This is a genomic window from Bradyrhizobium sp. (assembly GCF_030646015.1).
Classification (GTDB): domain Bacteria; phylum Pseudomonadota; class Alphaproteobacteria; order Rhizobiales; family Xanthobacteraceae; genus Bradyrhizobium.
The window spans coordinates 30,830-49,090 of the sequence record NZ_JAUSLT010000133.1 but is presented as its reverse complement, the minus strand read 5'-3'; the positions used below and the strand labels follow the sequence as shown (position 1 = coordinate 49,090).

The 18,261-nt window shown below is 64.1% G+C and carries 17 protein-coding genes; 16 read left to right on the top strand and 1 reads right to left on the bottom strand.

Going from position 1 to position 18,261, the window contains the following annotated elements; all coding sequences use genetic code 11:
- The 3 genes from Q7T45_RS20680 to Q7T45_RS20670 all read left to right on the top strand — a co-directional run.
- Positions 1–1,058, top strand: a 1,058-nt coding sequence (locus Q7T45_RS20680; protein ID WP_304873130.1) for an efflux RND transporter periplasmic adaptor subunit, incomplete at its 5' end; no start/stop codon positions are given.
- A 3-nt stretch (positions 1,059–1,061) separates the two neighbouring features.
- Positions 1,062–4,190, top strand: coding sequence for an efflux RND transporter permease subunit (locus Q7T45_RS20675; RefSeq protein ID WP_304873129.1), 3,129 nt, complete (start codon positions 1,062–1,064; stop codon positions 4,188–4,190).
- Positions 4,156–5,052 carry an amidohydrolase family protein gene (locus Q7T45_RS20670; RefSeq protein ID WP_304873128.1) on the top strand — a complete coding sequence of 299 codons (897 nt, stop codon included), beginning with the start codon at positions 4,156–4,158 and terminating at the stop codon, positions 5,050–5,052. Before Q7T45_RS20675 ends, Q7T45_RS20670 begins: the two co-directional genes overlap by 35 nt.
- A gap of 29 nt (positions 5,053–5,081) precedes the next feature.
- On the opposite strand, the gene erpA is transcribed toward Q7T45_RS20670, so the two are convergent.
- A complete protein-coding gene (gene erpA, locus Q7T45_RS20665) occupies positions 5,082–5,411 on the bottom strand; it encodes an iron-sulfur cluster insertion protein ErpA (RefSeq protein ID WP_213741797.1) in 330 nt (109 codons plus the stop codon).
- A 108-nt stretch (positions 5,412–5,519) separates the two neighbouring features.
- Here erpA and Q7T45_RS20660 point away from each other — a divergent pair, with 108 nt between their 5' ends.
- From Q7T45_RS20660 to Q7T45_RS20600, 13 genes are all read left to right on the top strand, one after another.
- Positions 5,520–6,734 (top strand): deoxyguanosinetriphosphate triphosphohydrolase, encoded by a 1,215-nt coding sequence (locus Q7T45_RS20660; RefSeq protein WP_304873126.1) that lies wholly within the window; start codon positions 5,520–5,522, stop codon positions 6,732–6,734.
- 47 nt (positions 6,735–6,781) lie between these two features.
- The gene (gene argS / locus Q7T45_RS20655) at positions 6,782–8,575 is read left to right on the top strand and encodes an arginine--tRNA ligase (RefSeq protein WP_304873124.1); all 1,794 of its coding nucleotides are present in this window, start codon (positions 6,782–6,784) and stop codon (positions 8,573–8,575) included.
- 99 nt (positions 8,576–8,674) lie between these two features.
- Positions 8,675–10,141, top strand: a complete 1,467-nt coding sequence (locus Q7T45_RS20650; protein WP_304873123.1) for an SPOR domain-containing protein — start codon at positions 8,675–8,677, stop codon at positions 10,139–10,141.
- 46 nt (positions 10,142–10,187) lie between these two features.
- Positions 10,188–11,216 carry a beta-N-acetylhexosaminidase gene (gene nagZ, locus Q7T45_RS20645; protein ID WP_304873122.1) on the top strand — a complete coding sequence of 343 codons (1,029 nt, stop codon included), beginning with the start codon at positions 10,188–10,190 and terminating at the stop codon, positions 11,214–11,216.
- Positions 11,213–12,043, top strand: a complete 831-nt coding sequence (locus Q7T45_RS20640; RefSeq protein ID WP_304873121.1) for a ScpA family protein — start codon at positions 11,213–11,215, stop codon at positions 12,041–12,043. The genes nagZ and Q7T45_RS20640 overlap by 4 nt, the downstream gene beginning before the upstream one ends.
- A gap of 24 nt (positions 12,044–12,067) precedes the next feature.
- The gene (scpB, locus tag Q7T45_RS20635; RefSeq protein WP_304873120.1) at positions 12,068–12,784 is read left to right on the top strand and encodes an SMC-Scp complex subunit ScpB; all 717 of its coding nucleotides are present in this window, start codon (positions 12,068–12,070) and stop codon (positions 12,782–12,784) included.
- Positions 12,785–12,951: 167 nt separating this feature from the next.
- Positions 12,952–13,191 (top strand): twin-arginine translocase TatA/TatE family subunit, encoded by a 240-nt coding sequence (locus tag Q7T45_RS20630; protein ID WP_304873119.1) that lies wholly within the window; start codon positions 12,952–12,954, stop codon positions 13,189–13,191.
- Positions 13,192–13,339: 148 nt separating this feature from the next.
- Entirely contained in the window at positions 13,340–13,846 is a 507-nt protein-coding gene (gene tatB, locus Q7T45_RS20625; RefSeq protein WP_304873118.1) for a Sec-independent protein translocase protein TatB, read from the top strand.
- Positions 13,843–14,673: a twin-arginine translocase subunit TatC gene (gene tatC, locus Q7T45_RS20620; protein WP_304873116.1), complete on the top strand. Its 831-nt coding sequence runs from the start codon at positions 13,843–13,845 to the stop codon at positions 14,671–14,673. Before tatB ends, tatC begins: the two co-directional genes overlap by 4 nt.
- 94 nt (positions 14,674–14,767) lie before the next feature.
- Positions 14,768–16,111: a serine--tRNA ligase gene (serS, locus tag Q7T45_RS20615; protein WP_304873115.1), complete on the top strand. Its 1,344-nt coding sequence runs from the start codon at positions 14,768–14,770 to the stop codon at positions 16,109–16,111.
- Between the two features lie 108 nt (positions 16,112–16,219).
- Positions 16,220–16,624 carry a hypothetical protein gene (locus Q7T45_RS20610; RefSeq protein ID WP_304873113.1) on the top strand — a complete coding sequence of 135 codons (405 nt, stop codon included), beginning with the start codon at positions 16,220–16,222 and terminating at the stop codon, positions 16,622–16,624.
- A 205-nt stretch (positions 16,625–16,829) separates the two neighbouring features.
- Positions 16,830–17,069 carry a response regulator gene (locus tag Q7T45_RS20605; RefSeq protein ID WP_304873112.1) on the top strand — a complete coding sequence of 80 codons (240 nt, stop codon included), beginning with the start codon at positions 16,830–16,832 and terminating at the stop codon, positions 17,067–17,069.
- Positions 17,070–17,531: 462 nt separating this feature from the next.
- Positions 17,532–18,224 carry a Crp/Fnr family transcriptional regulator gene (locus Q7T45_RS20600; RefSeq protein WP_304873110.1) on the top strand — a complete coding sequence of 231 codons (693 nt, stop codon included), beginning with the start codon at positions 17,532–17,534 and terminating at the stop codon, positions 18,222–18,224.
- Positions 18,225–18,261: the final 37 nt, after the last annotated feature.

Genomic DNA, 18,261 nt, shown 5'->3' with positions numbered 1-18,261 from the left:
CTGCATGGCTTGGCGGCGGCGCCAGTGTCCAGGGACCGCCGCGGCCGCGCGTGGTTTCGGTTGAACTGGCCAAGGCCGAGCGCAAGCCGGTGCCGGTCGATGTCGATTCGATCGGAATGGTCACGCCGATTTCCAGCGTGGCGCTGAAATCGCGAGTCGAAACCACCATCGTCTCGGTGCATTTCGAAGACGGCGCCAGGGTCAACCGGGGCGACCTCTTGTTTACCCTCGACGCGCGTCAGATCGACGCCCAGATCGAACAGGCCGAGGGCGTGCTGGCCAGGGACCGGGCCCAGCTCGAGGCGGCGCAGCGTGATGTCCGGCGGTATGCCGACCTGATCGGCAAGGGCGCCACCACGCAGGTCAACGTAGACAACGCCAAGACCCAGGCCGATATCCTGACCGGCACGATCAGGGCAGACCAGTCCGCACTGGACAATCTGAAGGTCCAGAAGAGCTTCACCACCATCCACGCGCCATTTTCGGGACGGATCAGCGTTGCGAATGTGAAGGTCGGCAATTTCGTGCGGCCAGCAGATACTGCGCCGCTCGCCGTCATCAACCAGATGGCGCCGGTCTATGTGACTTTCGCCATTCCGCAGCGGGTCCTGGTCGAGCTGCGTGATGCCATGGCGACCGGCGGCCCCAGGGTGATTGCCACCATCCCCGGCCATCAGCGGTCCGAAGACGGCAAGGTCGCGATGGTCGAAAACACGGTCGATGCCACCACCGGCATGGTCACCGTGCGCGGTATCATGAACAACGAGAACGAAACCCTGTGGCCGGGGACGCTGGTCAACGCCAAGCTCATCATTCGCACCGAGGAGGCCGTTACGGTGCCCACCGCCGCCGTGCAGCGCAGCCAGGACGGCAACTATGTTTTCGTCATTCAGGACGGCAAGGCCCACCGGCTGAACGTAACGGTCAGTCGCACCTTCCAGGGATTGTCCGCGGTCGCGAGCGGACTGACCGGCGGCGAGGAGGTCATCGTCGACGGGCAGTTGCTGTTGTCGGAGGGCACTCCGGTCGCGCCGCGCGGCGCCAAAGCGGGGGCCTGATCGATGACCCTGTCGGAGCTTTGCATCCGCCGCCCGGTCATGACCATCCTGATGACGGCGACGATCATCGCTTTCGGTGTGTTTGGATTTCGGCTGCTGCCGGTCTCCGCGCTTCCCAAGGTGGATTTTCCGACCATTGCCGTGACCGCGACCCTGCCGGGCGCCAGCGCCGACACCATGGCGGCGTCGGTCGCCGGTCCGATCGAACGCCAGCTCTCGACCGTCGCCGGGATCTCGTCGATGTCCTCGATCTCCTCGCAGGGCACCACCGCGATCACCATTCAGTTCAATCTCAACCGCAACATCGACTCCGCCGCGCTGGACGTGCAGACCGCGCTCTCCATCGCGCAGCGCCGGCTGCCGGTCGAGATGATCATTCCGCCGACTTTCCGGAAGGTCAATCCGTCGGAATTCGCGGTGCTGTTCGTCTCGCTGCGGTCGGAAACGCTGCCGCTGTCCACGGTCAACGAGTATGGCGACATCACCATCGCCCAGGCGCTGTCGCAGATTCAGGGCGTCGCCCAAGTGGTGATTTTCGGCAGTCAGAAATTCGCGGTTCGCGTACAGGCGGATCCCGAGGCGGCCGCCGCGCGCGGCTTGACGCTGGACGATATCAGGACCGCGGTAGCGCGCGCTAACTCTTCCACGCCGGTCGGCACGCTGAACGGGCCGAAACAGGACGTGGCGCTTCAGGCCTCGGGCCAGATGACCAGGGCGGCCGATTACCGGCACGTGGTCGTCGCCTGGCGCAACGGTTCGCCGGTGCGGCTCGACGAGGTGGCGCGCGTTTACGACAGCGTCGAGAACGAAAGGATCGCAAGCTGGTTCAACGGCACCCGCTCGATCATTCTGGCCATCTATAAACAGCCTGACGCCAATACGGTAGCCGTCGTGGACGGCGTGCTGGCGAAGCTGCCGTCGCTGCGTGCGCAGGTTCCGCCATCGGTGACTATCCAGGTCGCGATGGATCGTTCGCAGTCGATCCGGCAATCCGTCGCCGATGTCGAGGAAACGCTGCTGATCGCCATCGGCCTCGTGATTCTGGTGATCTTCCTGTTCCTGCGCTCGGCGTCCGCGACCTTCATTCCGGCACTGGCGGTGCCTATCTCGCTCTGCGGCACCTTCGCCGTCATGTATGTTCTCGACTTCTCCATCAACAACATGACGCTGCTGGCGCTGACCCTGTCGGTCGGCTTCGTGGTCGACGACGCCATTGTCATGCTGGAAAACATCGTTCGTCATATCGAACGTGGCATGGCGCCCTTTGAAGCGGCCCTGAAGGGCGCGCGCGAAGTCGGCTTTACCATCATTTCGATCACCTTCTCGCTGATCGCGGTATTCATTCCGGTGCTGCTGATGGGTGGCATTGTCGGCCGCGTGTTCCGCGAATTCGCGGTCACGATCGCGGTCGCGATCCTGGTCTCCGGCTTCGTTTCGCTGACGCTGACGCCGATGCTGTGCGCGCGCGTGCTGAAGGCCCATGACGCCACCAGGAAGCCGAACATCCTGCTGCGGGGGTTCGAGCGAATGTTCGATTTCTGGCTTCGCGCCTACGAATGGTCGCTCGACTGGGTGCTGGCACGCAAGGCGTTGATGCTGGTGGTGACGCTGGCAACGCTCGCCGGCACCGTCGCGCTCTATATCGTCGTGCCCAAGGGATTCTTTCCCCAGGAAGACACCGGCTTTCTGTTCGGCACGACCGAAGCAGCGACAGATACGTCGTTCGACGCCATGGCGGCACGGCAGAAGGAGCTGACCGATATTCTCAGCAAGGATCCCGCGGTAGAATACATCAACAGCACGGTGGGCGCGGGTGGCCCGAACACGACCACGAATTACGCGCGGGTGTTCATCGCGCTGAAGCCGAGGAAGGAACGGGACGCGGCGCCGGTGGTGATGGCGCGTCTGCGCCAGAAGGCGATGGCAGTGCCGGGGATGCAGGCGTTTTTCCAGAGCGTCCAGAACCTCAACATCGGCGGACGGCTGTCCAAGAGCCAGTATCAGTACAGCCTGCAGAGCGGCGATACCGAATCGCTCTATCGCGTCGCACCTGAATTGCGCGACAGCATCGCCAAGGTGCCCGGGCTGCTCGACGTCACCACCGATCTCTACATCAAGAACCCGCAGATGACGGTTGAGATCGACCGCGAAAAGGCCGCGGTCTACGGCATTACCGTCGATCAGGTTCGCAACCAGCTCTACAACGCTTATGGCGGGCGGCAGATCGGCACCATCTACACGCCGTCGAACGATTATCAGCTCATTCTGGAGGTGCAGCCGCAGTTTCGCTCCGATCCCGCGGATCTGTCCAAGCTCTACATGAAGACCGCCAACAACCAGACCATCCCGCTGGAAGCGGTGGCCAAACTGGTGCCGACGGTCGGTCCGCTGCAGATCAATCACCAGGGCCAGCAGCCCGCGGTGACAATTTCGTTCAACCTCGCTCCGAATTACTCGCTCGGCTATGCTGTCGACCAGATCACCAGGATCGAACAGAGTTCGAACCTTCCCGCCACCATTGCGACAGGGTTCTCCGGCACCGCGCAGGTGTTCCAGGATTCGCTGCGCGGGCAGGGTGTCCTTATCCTGGCGGCGGTGTTCGCGGCCTTCGTGATCCTCGGCATCCTGTACGAGAGCTTCATCCACCCCATCACAATCATTTCCGGCCTGCCGTCGGCGGGCATCGGCGCCATCCTGGCGCTGATGGCATTCAGGATGGAGCTATCGGTCATCGCCATGATCGGCATCGTGATGCTGGTCGGCATCGTCAAGAAGAACGCCATCATGATGGTGGACTTCGCGCTGGAGCGTCGCCGCGTCGGGTTGAGCGCCGAACATGCCATTCGCGAAGCCGCCTTGCTGCGTTTCCGCCCCATCATGATGACGACATTCGCGGCGATTTTCGGCACGCTGCCGATCGCTCTCGGCACCGGCGCCGGCGCCGAACTGCGCCAACCGCTCGGCATTGCCGTGGTCGGAGGTCTCTTCGTCTCGCAACTGCTGACGCTGTTCATTACGCCGGTGATCTACATCTATCTCGATCGCATCGACCGCCGCCTCAAGCGCCGGCTCGAACCGCAGGAAGACGAGGGCGACAATGTCGAGCGACCGCATGTCGTCGCGGCCGAGTAACGCCGCCGCGCCTGGAATGATGTCGCATCGCGGATGCATCGCAGCGCTGATCGCGGCTTGCCTGCTGACCGTCGGCAGCCTTCGCGCGCGCGCGGACGAGCCGATCGAAATCTTCGACGCACACCTGCATTACAACTGGGAGCCGAAGCCGTTCTACCAGTTGGATGAAGTGCTGGCGCTGTTCAAGAAGCATCGCGTGACCGGCATTCTCGCGACCAGCCGGCCGAACAGCGGCACCCATGCGCTGGTGGGCGCGAAGGCCGATGGCCTGCAGGTCGTGCCGTTCATCAGGCCGTACCGGGTCCGCCCGGATATCCAGACCTGGTTCAAGGACCCCGTCATCTTTGATCTGGTGCAGGAAGAATTCAAGCGCGGCTACTATCGCGGCATCGGCGAGTTTCATCTGTCGGTCAGCGACGCCGACAACGAATGGGTCAAGAAGACCGTCGACTTCGCCGTGGCCAACAATCTCTATCTGCACGCCCATGCGGATGATGCCGCAGTGGAAATCCTGATGCGGCACAATCCGAAAGCGCAGATCATCTGGGCGCATACCGGCTTCGGCCTGTCGGGCGATCGCGTTGCCGCGATGCTGGCGAAGTATCCGAAGCTGTGGGGCGAATTGTCGTACCGCAGCGGCATCACCGAGGGCGGCGGGAAACTGACGCCGGAATGGCGCGCGCTGTTCGAAAAATATCCCGACCGGTTCCTGCTCGGTTCGGACACCTGGGTGCCGGAGCGCTGGGCGAGTTACGGTGAAATCATGGCCGGTTATCGCGCCTGGCTGGCGCAGCTGCCGCCGAAGGCGGCCGCACAAATCGCGCATGGCAACGCCAGGGCGCTGTTCGCGGATAGACGTTAAACGGGTTGAGCGGCCGTCAGCCGGGTTCGTCAGATCGAAAAGCTGGTGCCGCAGCCGCAGGAGGCGGTGGCGTTCGGATTGACCACCCGGAACGAGGCGCCGATCAGATCGTCGACGAAGTCGACTTCCGAGCCGGCCAGAAACGGCACCGAGGCGGGATCGACCAGCACCACGGCGCTGTCGCGCGCGATCACGAGGTCATCCTCGGCCTGGGCGCGCTCGACGTCGAATTTGTACTGAAAACCCGAGCAGCCGCCGCCCTCGACGCTGATCCGAAGCATGGCGCCGTCGCCCTCGGTCTTGAGGATCTCCCCGATACGGCGGGCGGCCCGCTCGCTGATGGTGACGGCTGTCGTCATGTGAGAAGTCTCCGGTCGCCGCGCCATACCCAAATGATTTGGTATCCGGCACGCCCCATAGTTAAGTGCGCAAGGCAGCGGAATCAATTGGATAAGGATTAAAACACCGTGTCGGTCGGAATGGCAGCCCCACGCTCGATCTATGCCTGCGACCCCGAGCGCAGCCGGGGGCGGCTGTTTGCGGAGCCGCCGAGCAAGACCCGCAGCCCGTTTCGCCGGGATTGCGACCGGGTGATCCATTCCACCGCTTTTCGCCGCCTCAAGCACAAGACCCAGGTCTTCGTGTTCCATGAGGGCGATCATTACCGGACCCGGCTCACCCACAGCCTCGAAGTGGCGCAGATCGCCCGGGCATTGGCCCGGCAGCTCGGCCTCGACGAGGATCTCACGGAAACCCTGGCGCTGGCGCATGATCTCGGCCATCCGCCGTTCGGCCATGCCGGCGAGCGGGCGCTCGACACCTGCCTGCAGGCCCATGGCGGCTTTGACCACAATGCCCAGACCCTGCGCGTCGTTACCTCGCTGGAACATCGCTATCCCGAGTTCGACGGGCTCAACCTGACCTGGGAAGCGCTGGAGGGCATCGTCAAGCACAACGGTCCGCTGACCGGGCGCAACGGCGCCGCGGTCGGACGTTACGCCGACAACGGCATTCCCGCTGGCATATCCGACTACATGGCGGCCTATGACCTGGAATTGTGGAGCTTTGCCTCGCTGGAAGCCCAGGTCGCGGCGATCGCCGACGACATCGCCTATGACGCCCACGACATCGACGATGGTCTTCGGGCCGACCTGTTCACGGTCGACGATCTCAAGGTGATGCCGCTGACGGCCGAAATGATCGCGGAAATCGCACGGCACTATCCCGATCTCGACGACGTCAGGCGCGGCGCGGAGCTGGTGCGCGAACTGATTTCGTACCTGATCGGCGCTGTCGTCACCGAAGCGCGCCGCCGGCTCGATCTTGCCCGGCCCAAATCGGTCGACGACGTGCGCAACCTCGGCGACGCCCTGATCACGTTTCCGCCCGCGGTGGCGCAGGCGGAAGCCGGGATCAAGGCGTTCCTGAAGCTCAGGATGTACCGCCATCCCCGGGTGATGCGGGTGATGGGCGAGGCCGAGCAGATCCTGTTCGACCTGTTCGCGCGCTACCAGCAGAGCCCGGGCGACCTGCCGGCGGAGTGGTCGTCGCGCGATGGCGGCGATCACGAGACCGAAGCCGAGCGGGCGAGGCGGATCGGCAACTTTATCGCCGGGATGACCGACCGTTTCGCCATCACCGAGCATCAAAGGCTTTTTGACTTGACCCCGGATTTGCGTTAGGCGGCGGCCTAGCCGCACGCGGCATCATCCCCGGTCCAGTCACGCCCATGGTCGATTCCAGCCAACCGCAGCATCTTTTCGCCAACGTACTGGCGCGCGTCCACGCGGTTTGCGGCGTGCTTGCCGCCGAAGGCGGCTGGCCCGCCGGCATTGATCTGTCGCGGGTCGTGGTCGAGCCGCCGCGGGATGCGGCGCATGGCGACATGGCGACCAATGCCGCGATGGTGCTGGCCAAGGAGGCCAGGGCAAAACCGCGCGATCTCGCCGAAGCGATCGCGGCCAAGCTGCGCGCGGATGATCTGATTGCATCGGTCGACGTCGCCGGCCCCGGCTTCATCAATCTGACCTTGAAGCCACAGGCCTGGTCGGACGCGTTGCGCACCGTGCTGCGCGAGGGCGCTGGCTACGGCAAAAGCCCGATGGGCGCGGCCGAGAAGGTCAATGTCGAATACGTCTCGGCCAACCCCACCGGGCCGATGCATGTCGGCCATTGCCGGGGCGCGGTATTCGGCGATGCGCTGTGCAGCCTCCTGCAGTTTGCGGGCTACGACGTGACCAGAGAATACTACATCAACGATGCCGGCGCCCAGGTCGACGTGCTCGCGCGCTCGGCGTTCCTGCGCTATCGCGAGGCGCTCGGCGAAACCATCGAGATTCCGGAGGGGCTTTATCCCGGCGACTATCTGGTGCCGGTGGGACAGGCGCTCGCCGCGGAGCATGGCGACAAGCTCAAGACGATGTCGGAAGGCGCCTGGCTGCCGCTGGTGCGGGCCACGGCCATCGCCATGATGATGGACATGATCAAGACCGATCTCGCGGCGCTCCATATCAAGCACGACGTGTTCTTCTCCGAGCGGTCGCTGATCGAAACCGGCAACAACAAGGTCACCGAGACCATCGACTTTCTGCGCTCCAAGGGCGACGTCTATGAAGGCCGCCTGCCGCCGCCCAAGGGCGGCGCGCCGGTGGAGGATTACGAGGACCGCGAGCAGACGCTGTTTCGCGCCACCGCCTATGGCGACGATGTCGACCGTCCGCTGATGAAGTCGGACGGCAGCTACACCTATTTCGCGTCCGATATCGCCAACCACAAGAACAAGTTCGACCGCGGCTTTGCCAATCTGATCGACGTGTTCGGCGCCGATCATGGCGGCTACATCAAGCGCATGCAGGCGGCGGTCAAGGCCGTCACGGCGGGCAGGGCCACGCTGGATGTGAAGGTGGTGCAGCTGGTGCGCCTGCTGCGCCACGGCGAGCCGGTGAAAATGTCGAAGCGCTCCGGCGAGTTCGTGACGCTGCGCGAGGTGGTCGACGAGGTCGGCTCCGACGCGGTGCGGTTCATGATGCTGTTCCGCAAGAACGACGCGGTACTGGATTTCGATCTCGCCAAGGTGATCGAGCAGTCCAAGGACAATGCGGTGTTCTATGTGCAGTACGGCCATGCCCGCGGCCATTCCATCTTCAAGAACGCCCGGGAACTGGTTCCCGACCTGCCCGAAGACACCGGCGCGAGGGCGGCCTACCTGCTGGATGCCGCGGTGGAACGGCTGACCGACCCCGCGGAACTCAGCCTGCTCAGGCTGCTGGCGCTCTATCCCCGGATGATCGAGGCGGCGGCGGTGGCACACGAGCCGCACCGAATCGCGTTTTATCTATATGATCTCGCCAGTGAATTTCATGCGCTTTGGACCCGGGGGCGCGATTTGCCCTATTTACGCTTCATTATCAATAATGATGCAGAGATTACAAAGGCGCGATTGGCATTGGTCCAGGGCGTCGTCTCGGTTCTGGCATCCGGGCTCGCCGTTCTCGGCGTCCATGCCCCGACCGAGATGCGATAGGGGGTACGCTTCACGCGGGGAACCGTGAGGCATCTGGCAGGCGCCGGTTCGTTTGCAAAAGCGGGTTGGCGGCTTTCCCGAAGGGGACGCATCATCACGATGGCTGATCGATATCAGGACAAGCCTTTTCGCGCCGACGATGGCTATGATCGTGGCGGCGAACCTCATGCGCCGGCACGGACCGAGAACGATCCGCTGGCGGAGCTTGCGCGCCTGATCGGCCAAACCGACCCGTTCGCGATGGGCAGGGCCAATCAGCCGGTGCAGCCGCGCAGCGAACGCGACCAATACCAGCCGCCGGCACCTGCTGCCGACGAGGAGCCCGCCGCAGGCCCGCCACCATGGATGCGCCGCGCCACCCCGCAGGCCGCTCCGGCCGCTCCGCAGGACGATTACGAACAGGATTACCCGAGCGCGGTGCATCCGCTGCATCGCTACGCAGCGCCGCTTGCCGCGCCGGAGCCGGACTATCACCAGTCCCCGTCCTACGCCGATGCCGGTCAGGAGCCCGATCCGTCGCGCTACGACGACGCCCTTTATGGCCAGCTCGATCACGACGGGCAGCCAGGCCAGCACGATCCGGCCTACGCGGATGACCCCTACGCCTATCAGGACGGCTACGGCGATGTCGCCGAAGAGCCGGTCAAGAAGCGCGGCGGCGGCATGATGACCGTTGCCGTGGTGCTTGTGCTGGCGGTGGTGGGGACGGGCGCTGCCTTTGCCTATCGCACCTTTGTCGGATCGCCCCGCAGCGGCGAGCCGCCGATCATCAAGGCCGACAACAGCCCGACCAAGATCGTGCCGGCGCCGTCGGATGGCTCGGCCAAGGTGCCGGACCGCATGGCGACAGGCGATGGCAAGGAAAAGATCGTTCCGCGCGAGGAAGCCCCCGTTGACGTCAATGCCAGGACGGGTCCGCGCGTGGTGTTTCCGCCGCTGAATCCGAATAGCAATCCGCCGTCCGCCGCGAGCGTTGCCACTGCCGGGCCGGTGCCCGCAGGCGCGGGCAATGGCACGCTGCCTAACGGCACCGAGCCGCGCAGGATCAAGACCCTTGCCGTCCGCGGCGATCAGGCCGACGGCGCCGCGGCGCCAGTCAACGCGCCGCCGCCGGCGAAGCCCGCACCCGCGCCAAAAGCGGCTGCTGCGACTGCGGCACCTGCTCCGGCCGCGCCTGCCTCGCGCAGCCCGCCCTCATCGGCCAATGCGAGCGCCAACGCGCCGCTGTCGTTGACGCCCGGTCAGGCGGCTCCGGCAGCGGAGTCGCGGACCCGGGTCGCCGCCACCAATTCCGTCCTGGCCGCGTCGAGTGGTGGCGGGGGATATCTGGTTCAGGTGGCCTCGCAGAAGAACGAGTCGGACGCACAGGCCTCGTTCCGGGCCCTGCAGGGCAAGTATCCGGCCGTGCTCGGCTCGCGTTCACCCGTAATCAAACGCGCCGATCTCGGCGACAAGGGCGTCTACTACCGCGCCATGATCGGACCGTTCGGGTCTGCCGATGAGGCCACGCAATTCTGCGGCAACCTGAAAACTGCCGGCGGACAGTGCGTCGTCCAAAGGAATTAACGGCCGTTTCCTTGACCCTTGGGCTGCCAGCGGGCTAATCGGCCCCATGAACAGCCGCGCATTCATCACAGGCGTATCCGGATTGGAACTCAGCGCCGCCGAGCGCGAATTCATCCGCGTGGAGCGGCCGTGGGGATTTATCCTATTCAAGCGGAATATCGAGACGCCCGCGCAAGTCACTCAGCTTGTTGGGGATTTGCGGAGCGCCGTTGGTGAGGCGGATGCGCCGGTCCTGATCGATCAGGAGGGCGGCCGGGTCCAACGCCTCGGCCCACCGCACTGGCCGGTCTACCCGCCGGGTGCCGTGTTCGGCGCGCTCTACGATCTCGACCCCGCGGCAGGCCGGTCCGCGGCGCGCCTGAGCGCCCGGCTGATCGCAGCTGACCTGCTGGATCTCGGCATTACCGTGGATTGCCTGCCGCTGGCGGACCTGCCGGTCCCCGGCGCCGACGCCGTGATCGGCAACCGCGCTTATGGCACCGAGCCCGGCAAGGTGGCGGCGATCGCCCGCGCCGTGACCGAGGGGCTGGAGCAGGGTGGCGTATTGCCAGTTCTCAAGCACATTCCCGGGCATGGACGGGCCACCGCGGACACCCATTTCAGGCTGCCGGAGGTCGATACGCCGGCTGCGGAGCTGGAACGGACCGATTTCGCCGCATTTCAACCGCTGGCGGACCTGCCGATGGCCATGACCGCACATGTTGTGTTTAGCGCGCTGGACCCCGCCCATCCGGCGACGACTTCTGCGACAATCATCGAACAGGTGATTCGCGGCGTGATCGGGTTCCAGGGTTTGTTGATGAGTGATGATGTGTCCATGAACGCGTTGGCGGGGTCGATCGCCGAGCGGACCCGAGCCATCGTCACGGCCGGCTGCGACATGGTTCTGCATTGCAACGGCGATCTCGAGGAAATGCGGGCAGTCGCCCGCGAGACGCCTGAATTGGCCGGCAAGGCGCTGGATCGCGCGAAGCGCGCGTTGGCTTCGCGAAAAGCTCCGCGGCCGTTCGATCGGCTGGCGGCGCGCGCTGAACTGGATGCGTTGATCAATCGGGCAGGGATGACAGGCGCATGAGCGCAGAGATTTTATCGTTTGAAACCGGACGGCCCGCCGAGCTCGCCGCCGACGACGAGCCGTCGCTGGTCGTCGATGTCGAAGGCTATGAGGGCCCGCTCGATTTGCTGCTGGCGCTGGCGCGGCAGCAAAAGGTCGATCTGCACAAGATTTCCATTCTGGCGCTGGCCGACCAGTACCTCGTTTTCATCGAGGCGGCCCGCAAGATCCGGCTCGAACTCGCCGCCGACTATCTGGTGATGGCGGCATGGCTGGCCTATCTGAAATCGCGGCTGCTGCTGCCGGAACCCGCGACCCCCGATGGCCCCAGCGCCGAGGAAATGGCGACCGCGCTGGCTAACCGGCTGCGCCGGCTCGAGGCCATTCGCGAGGCGGCGAACCGGCTGATGAACCGCCCGCAATTGCAGCGCGATATCTTCCCGCGCGGCGATCCGGAATCGATCGCCGAGATCAAGCACCCCAAATTTACCGCGACCCTGTTCGACCTGCTCACCGCCTATGCCGCGCAGCGCCAGCAGCGGGTGCTGGCCACGGTGCATCTGGCGCGGCGCACCGTGTGGTCGCTGAGCGAGGCGCGGGCGTCGCTGGAGCGCCTCGTCGGGATGGCCGAGGACTGGAGCCGGCTCGACGAATACCTGCTCAACTACGTCGTCGACCCCTCGCAAAAAGCCACCGTGTTCGCATCCTCCTTTGCAGCCGCGCTGGAACTGGTCCGCGAAGGCGAGGTCGAGCTGCACCAGAAAGAGGCGTTCGCGCCGTTGTATTTTCGTAAGCGTCCGCCGCAAGCCTCCGACGCGATAACCGCGCCGGATCTGCCGGTTGAGTAAGTGGAAGAAGAAGGAGACCTAGCCATGGCTAGCCTGGCGGAAAAACGCGTAGTCGATGCCGAGGAGCCTTCCGTGGATCCGCAGGCGCGGCCGGAGGAATTGCGGCTGCTGGAAGCGCTGCTGTTCGCCTCCACCGAGCCGCTCGATCAGGCCGCTTTGGCCAAGAAGATGCCCGATGGCGTCGACATCAAGGTCGCACTGGCGCAGCTGCAGGCGGATTACGCCTCGCGTGGCGTCAACCTGGTTCGCGTCGCCAACAAATGGACCTTCCGCACCGCGGGCGATCTCGCCTGGCTGATGACGCGGGAAAGCACCGAGACGCGGCGGCTGTCGCGCGCAGCAATCGAGATGCTGGCGATCATCGCCTATCACCAGCCGGTGACGCGCGCGGAGATCGAGGATATCCGCGGGGTCATTACCTCCAAGGGGACGCTGGACGTGTTGCTGGAGACCGGCTGGATTCGTCCGCGCGGCCGCCGCAAGACGCCGGGCCGTCCGCTCACCTTCGGGACCACGGAGGCCTTCCTGTCGCAATTCAGCTTGGAGGCGCTGGGCGATCTGCCGGGTCTTGAGGAGCTGAAGGGAACCGGCTTGCTGGATTCGCGATTGCCTGGCGGCTTCAGCGTTCCGACACCCTCGGATGACCCGACCCTGCGCGAGGACGAGGATCCGCTGGAGATTGGCGACCTGGAACTCGCACTGGCGCCTGCGGTGGAGCCGGAGACCGGCGAGGGAAGCTGATCCGCGAGCGGCTTGCGACAGCGCGCCCCCGAGTCGGCGATGGCGATTAACGGTAGTGCGTTAACGCCGATTTGACGCGGCTTAAGTCCTTGTTTTTGCCACCCCCTGAGCCTACTTTCCGGAAAGATTGGGCCGGGTCGCCGGCCGCGTGTTTGGAGGGATGCAGGATGGGTTCGCTTAGCATTTGGCACTGGATCGTCGTGATCGCAGTGGTCCTGCTGCTGTTCGGCCGCGGCAAGATTTCGGACCTGATGGGCGACGTCGCGCAGGGCATCAAGTCCTTCAAGAAGGGCCTGCAAGACGATGAGAAGACGGCTGAAAAGCCGCCGGAGCCGGTCAAAACGATCGATCACAATGCGGCACCTTCCTCGGCCGCCCGCTCGGATGTCGGCAGCAAGGCTGTCTGAGCATTCTGCGCCAAGCCGGCCGCGCGTTGACCTTGCGGCAAGGGTACGGCAAGGGGTGCGGCAGGACCGGTTGAGGAAGACGAGGGGCGGCTCCAAATCTTGTTGCCAGGCATTGGGGTAATATCGCCTCGCGCGAGCGGAAATTTTCATGTTCGACATCGGGTGGAGTGAACTGGTCGTCATCGCGGTTGTCGCGCTGATTGCCATCGGCCCGAAGGAATTGCCGGGCGTGCTGCGCATGGTCGGCCAATGGATGGGCAAGGCCCGCAAGATGGCCGGCGAATTCCAGGGCCAGTTCCAGGAGGCGATGCGTGAGGCCGAAATGGCCGACCTCAAGAAGACTTTTGATGAGGTCAAGGAAACCGCCACCGGCTTTGCCAGCAACAACGTCATGACCTCCCTCCAAAAGGACGTCAGCGATTCCCTCCAGATCGGCGACCTGAACAAGCCGGAGGGGGATGCCCAGGTAGCGTCCGTAACCGATGCGCCGATGACGCCGACCACCCCCGAACCTCCCACGCCGCAAACCTTTGCCGAGGCCGAGGCGCACCCGATGCCCGAACAGCTCGGCATGCGCGATGTGTCGGCGCTACCCGCGCCGCAGGACATCACGCCGTCCGCGTCCGATGTGCTGAAGGACGCAAAAGCGTCATGAGTGCCGAGGACATCGAGGCCAGCAAAGCGCCGCTGATGGATCACCTGATCGAGCTGCGCTCGCGGCTGATCAAGGCGCTGCTGGCGTTCGGCCTTGCCTTTATCCTCTGCTTCTTCTTTGCCAAGCAGATCTACAACGTGCTGGTGTGGCCGTTCGTCTGGATCGCCGGCCCGGAAAATTCGAAATTCATCTACACTGCGTTGCTGGAATATTTCCTGACTCAGCTGAAGCTGGCGATGTTCGGCGCCGCCTTCATCTCGTTCCCGATCGTCGCCGGGCAGATCTACATGTTCGTGGCGCCCGGTCTCTACAAGCACGAGCGCGGCGCCTTTTTGCCGTACCTGATCGCAACGCCGTTCTTTTTCGCGCTGGGCTCGTTGCTGGTGTATTTCATTGTGTTGCCGATGCTGGTGCGGTTCTCGCTCGGCATGCAACAGGTCGGCGGCGACGAGACCGCGCAGATCCAGCTCTTGCCCAAGGTCGGCGAATATCTGTCGCTGATGATGTCGCTGATCTTCGCGTTCGGGGTCGCGTTCCAGCTGCCCGTCATCCTGACGCTGCTGGGCCGCATCGGCATCATCACCGCGAAACAGCTGCGTGAAAAACGCCGCTATTTCATCGTGGTCGCCTTCGTCATCGCCGCCATCCTGACGCCGCCTGACGTCATCAGCCAGGCTTCGCTCGCGATCCCCCTGATGATCCTGTACGAAGGCTCGATCCTGGCCGTGGTCATGGTGGAGAAGCGGGCCGCCGCCGCCGCCAAGGCGACCGCTGCCGCCGCGCCGCCCGCCACCCCGCCGCCGCCCGAGGCCAATCCGGCGGAGTAGGGGCTCGGCGCTCTTTGTCGCCCCAATGACAAGCGGGGCCTATCCGGGTTACCAGATGCCCGCTTTAGCCGGCCCGACTCAGGACTGAATCGCCATGCATGACATCAAATCGATCCGCGACAATGCCCAGGCTTTCGACGCCGGCCTGAAGCGGCGCGGGTTGGAGCCGTTGTCGGCGTCGCTGCTGGCGATCGACGAGAAGCGCCGCGCGGCGATCCTGAAGTCAGAGCAGATGCAGGCACGGCGTAATGCCGCTTCGAAGGAAATCGGCGACGCCAAGAAGGCGAAGGATGACGCGCGTGCGAGCGCGCTGATGGCCGAGGTTGCCGAGCTCAAGACCTCCATGCCGCAACTCGAACTGGCGGCGAAGACGGCGGACGACGAACTCGCCAGGGAGCTTGCCGCGATTCCGAACCTGCCGCTGGACGAGGTGCCCGAGGGCGTCGACGAACACGGCAATGTGCAGCGCCATGTGTTCGGCAAGATTCGCAATTATGCGTTCGCGCCGAAACCGCATGATGACATCGGCGGCGCGCTCGGCTTCATGGATTTTGAAGCGGCGGCGAAATTGAGCGGCGCGCGCTTCGTCGTGTTGAAAAAGGGACTCGCTCGGCTGGAGCGCGCGATCGGGCAGTTCATGCTCGACCTCCACACCAACGAACACGGCTATGCCGAAATCAATCCGCCGCTGATGGTGCGCGATCACGTCATGTACGGCACGGGGCAGTTGCCGAAATTTGAAGACGATCAGTTCTGGGCGATCAAGGGAGAGTCGCTGGCCGCCGCCGATGACAATCTGCTGGACAAGCTAAGGAGCGAAAGGCTCGGGCTCATCCCCACCGCCGAAGTGCCGCTGACAAATCTCGTGCGCGAATCCATTCTCGACGAGAAGGAATTGCCGATGCGGCTGACCGCGCTGACGCCGTGCTTTCGCGCCGAGGCGGGGGCGGCCGGGCGCGATACCCGCGGCATGATCCGCCAGCATCAGTTCACGAAAGTCGAGCTGGTCTCGATCACGACGCCTGAAAACGGCAAGGACGAGCATGAGCGCATGCTGGCCTGCGCCGAGGAAGTGCTGCGTCGGCTCGACTTGCATTACCGCGTGATGACGCTCTGTGCCGGCGATATGGGATTTTCGGCGCAAAAGACCTGCGACATCGAGGTCTGGATGCCGGGCCAGGGCGAGGGCGGTGCCTACCGGGAAATCTCGAGCTGCTCGCTGTGCGGCGATTTCCAGGCAAGGCGGATGGACGCGCGCTACCGCGGACCCGACGGCAAGCCGCGCTTCGTGCACACGCTGAACGGCTCCGGCACCGCGGTCGGCCGCGCGCTGATCGCGGTCATGGAAACCTACCAGCAGGAAGACGGCTCGATCGCCGTGCCTGACGTGCTGCAGCCCTATATGGGCGGGGTCAAGGTCGTCGCCCGCGAGCAATAGGCCTCGGACGAATACCTCGCACAATCCGCGCGGCCGGTGTTGCCTGCGCAGCAGCGCCCGGTATCTTCGCTGGGGGCAGCCCGCCCGTGAGGGAAGCGAAGACCGGCCATGGCCCTGCACCGCGACATCTACTGGGTCGGCCGGCAATGGGCCGTCACCGGTTACGGGATGCAGGCGGTCGATCAAAGGCTGAAGGGCCAGTTCGACATCGAGGCTATCAGGCTGTGGGAAGACGGTCTGCCGGAAAGCCTGAATGCCGGGGGATGGCTCAACGCTGAGGATTTCGCCAAGGCGCTTTCGGTAGCGCGTGCGCGGTATCCACAGCCGCCCGGAAAAGCCCCTGAGCCGCCGGCGCAGGAGGGCGCCTTGAGCTTGACCTTGAGCTTGACCTTGGGCTTGAACGGCGGCGCGCCGACGGAGCCGCCGAAACCGCTGGTTCCACGATTTGCCATGCGGATCGAACGCTGGCCGGCCAAATTCCTGCGATCCTGGCGCGCGAGCGTTCGGCGATAGCGGCCCCCTAACTGCCGCGTCCTGGCCAATGGCCGGCATTTGAATCGCAGTATCGCGGGCCGTCGTTCAATCCGTTCACCCAAAAATTCTCAATGTTTTTCAAAGTGAGCGGTTTTGAACACAGCCTGAGTCGCGGGAAGGGCCATTCTCAACCATCACCGTCTGCTTCCTGGCAGATTCGGTAATAAATCGGTCCAGGTACGACATGCCCGAATATCAGCCGGTATCGTCAGCGCAGATTGCCGCGATCGAGCGACCGCGCTGCCCGAATTGCCATCAGAACCGCATGCTGCTGTCGAAACTGGAGCAGGGACCTACCGGTTTCGACTACCACAGCTTCGAGTGCCAGAAGTGCGGCCGGGTTCAAACGACCGTCGTGGAGCGAGACCCGCTGACCTCAGACGTACTGGGCTGGCTTGCCAGCGAGCTCAAGCCGCCAACGTGAAGTTCGACGCCGGCGCGAAACCGCAGCGAAAAGGTAAGCCAGCACATTGAGGGTTTGGGTTATGCCTCCACTCGATGCCAGCGCCGCGAAACCTCGTTCGAAGGGGCTTGATCGGGCACTCTCCCTCATCGCGGCATTGCTTGTCGCCGCCATTGTCGTGGTCGCACGCTACTGAACCAGCTACCGGCAACGATCGGCCGATTCGCCGTTCCGTGGTTCGGGGACGGTCGCCTGACATTGCTCAACTGGATGTGATCGGCGCTCCTCCGTCTGGGGGTCAGTTCTTGCCGGGAATGAGGCTTTTTGTCGCTATTTTGGCGATATCCGGGACGACTTACCATTTATGGTTGCGATTTAAGTCGTCTTCCCGACATAACAGGGATAAGATGGAACATCACCGCGCCGCCCCAGGCTTCCGCCGGTGACTGAGAGTGTTGCGCTCCCGCCTGTTGGACCAGCACCATGCTCACGGCACCAGAAATCCGCGCTTCCCTGGGCGACTTCGATCCGAAGGCTTTTCTTGGCCGGAACGGGCCGGGCCGGGCGACGGAGCAATACGCGAAAAACCAGAAGATATTCAGCCAGGGCGACGTCGCCGACACTGTGTTTTTCATCCACAAGGGCAAGGTCAAGGTCACGGTCTTGTCCGAGCATGGCAAGGAAGCGGTGGTCGGAATTTTCGCGGAAGGACAGTTCTTCGGCGAGGCAGGTCTCGAAGGGGCGGCGATACGCACCACGACCGGCCATGCCATGGAGGATTGCCTGATCACGTCGATCACCAAGCAGGCGATGCTCGCGGCGCTCACTGCGGAGCCGAAGTTTGCGACGTTCTTCATCGCCTATCTGCTGTCCCGGAACAGTCGGATCGAAGACGACCTGATCGACCAGCTGTTCAATTCCAGCGAAAGGCGGCTGGCGCGCTTGCTGCTGCTGCTCGCCAATTTCGGCGAGGATGGCGGCGCACGGCCGATCGCGATCAACCTCAGTCAGGAGACCCTGGCGGAAATGATCGGCACCACCCGGTCCCGCGTCAGCTTCTTCATGAACCAGTTCAGGAAGAAGGGCTACATCGACTACAACGGCAAGATCGAGGTTCATCGCTCGCTGCTGGACGCGGTGCTGCGCGATAAACCGCAAATCAGGCAAGACGAATAGCGCACGGCGCTTTCGGTCGAGATGACCGCCCGTCACC

Coding starts and splice junctions, on each gene's coding strand:
- tatC (WP_304873116.1), top strand. CDS start 13,843: ATGAGTGCCGAGGACATCGAGGCCAGCAAAGCGCCGCTGATGGATCAC.
- Q7T45_RS20675 (WP_304873129.1), top strand. CDS start 1,062: ATGACCCTGTCGGAGCTTTGCATCCGCCGCCCGGTCATGACCATCCTG.
- Q7T45_RS20640 (WP_304873121.1), top strand. CDS start 11,213: ATGAGCGCAGAGATTTTATCGTTTGAAACCGGACGGCCCGCCGAGCTC.
- Q7T45_RS20670 (WP_304873128.1), top strand. CDS start 4,156: ATGTCGAGCGACCGCATGTCGTCGCGGCCGAGTAACGCCGCCGCGCCT.
- scpB (WP_304873120.1), top strand. CDS start 12,068: ATGGCTAGCCTGGCGGAAAAACGCGTAGTCGATGCCGAGGAGCCTTCC.
- argS (WP_304873124.1), top strand. CDS start 6,782: ATGGTCGATTCCAGCCAACCGCAGCATCTTTTCGCCAACGTACTGGCG.
- Q7T45_RS20650 (WP_304873123.1), top strand. CDS start 8,675: ATGGCTGATCGATATCAGGACAAGCCTTTTCGCGCCGACGATGGCTAT.
- erpA (WP_213741797.1), bottom strand. CDS start 5,411: ATGACGACAGCCGTCACCATCAGCGAGCGGGCCGCCCGCCGTATCGGG.
- nagZ (WP_304873122.1), top strand. CDS start 10,188: ATGAACAGCCGCGCATTCATCACAGGCGTATCCGGATTGGAACTCAGC.
- Q7T45_RS20610 (WP_304873113.1), top strand. CDS start 16,220: ATGGCCCTGCACCGCGACATCTACTGGGTCGGCCGGCAATGGGCCGTC.
- Q7T45_RS20600 (WP_304873110.1), top strand. CDS start 17,532: ATGCTCACGGCACCAGAAATCCGCGCTTCCCTGGGCGACTTCGATCCG.
- tatB (WP_304873118.1), top strand. CDS start 13,340: ATGTTCGACATCGGGTGGAGTGAACTGGTCGTCATCGCGGTTGTCGCG.
- serS (WP_304873115.1), top strand. CDS start 14,768: ATGCATGACATCAAATCGATCCGCGACAATGCCCAGGCTTTCGACGCC.
- Q7T45_RS20605 (WP_304873112.1), top strand. CDS start 16,830: ATGCCCGAATATCAGCCGGTATCGTCAGCGCAGATTGCCGCGATCGAG.
- Q7T45_RS20630 (WP_304873119.1), top strand. CDS start 12,952: ATGGGTTCGCTTAGCATTTGGCACTGGATCGTCGTGATCGCAGTGGTC.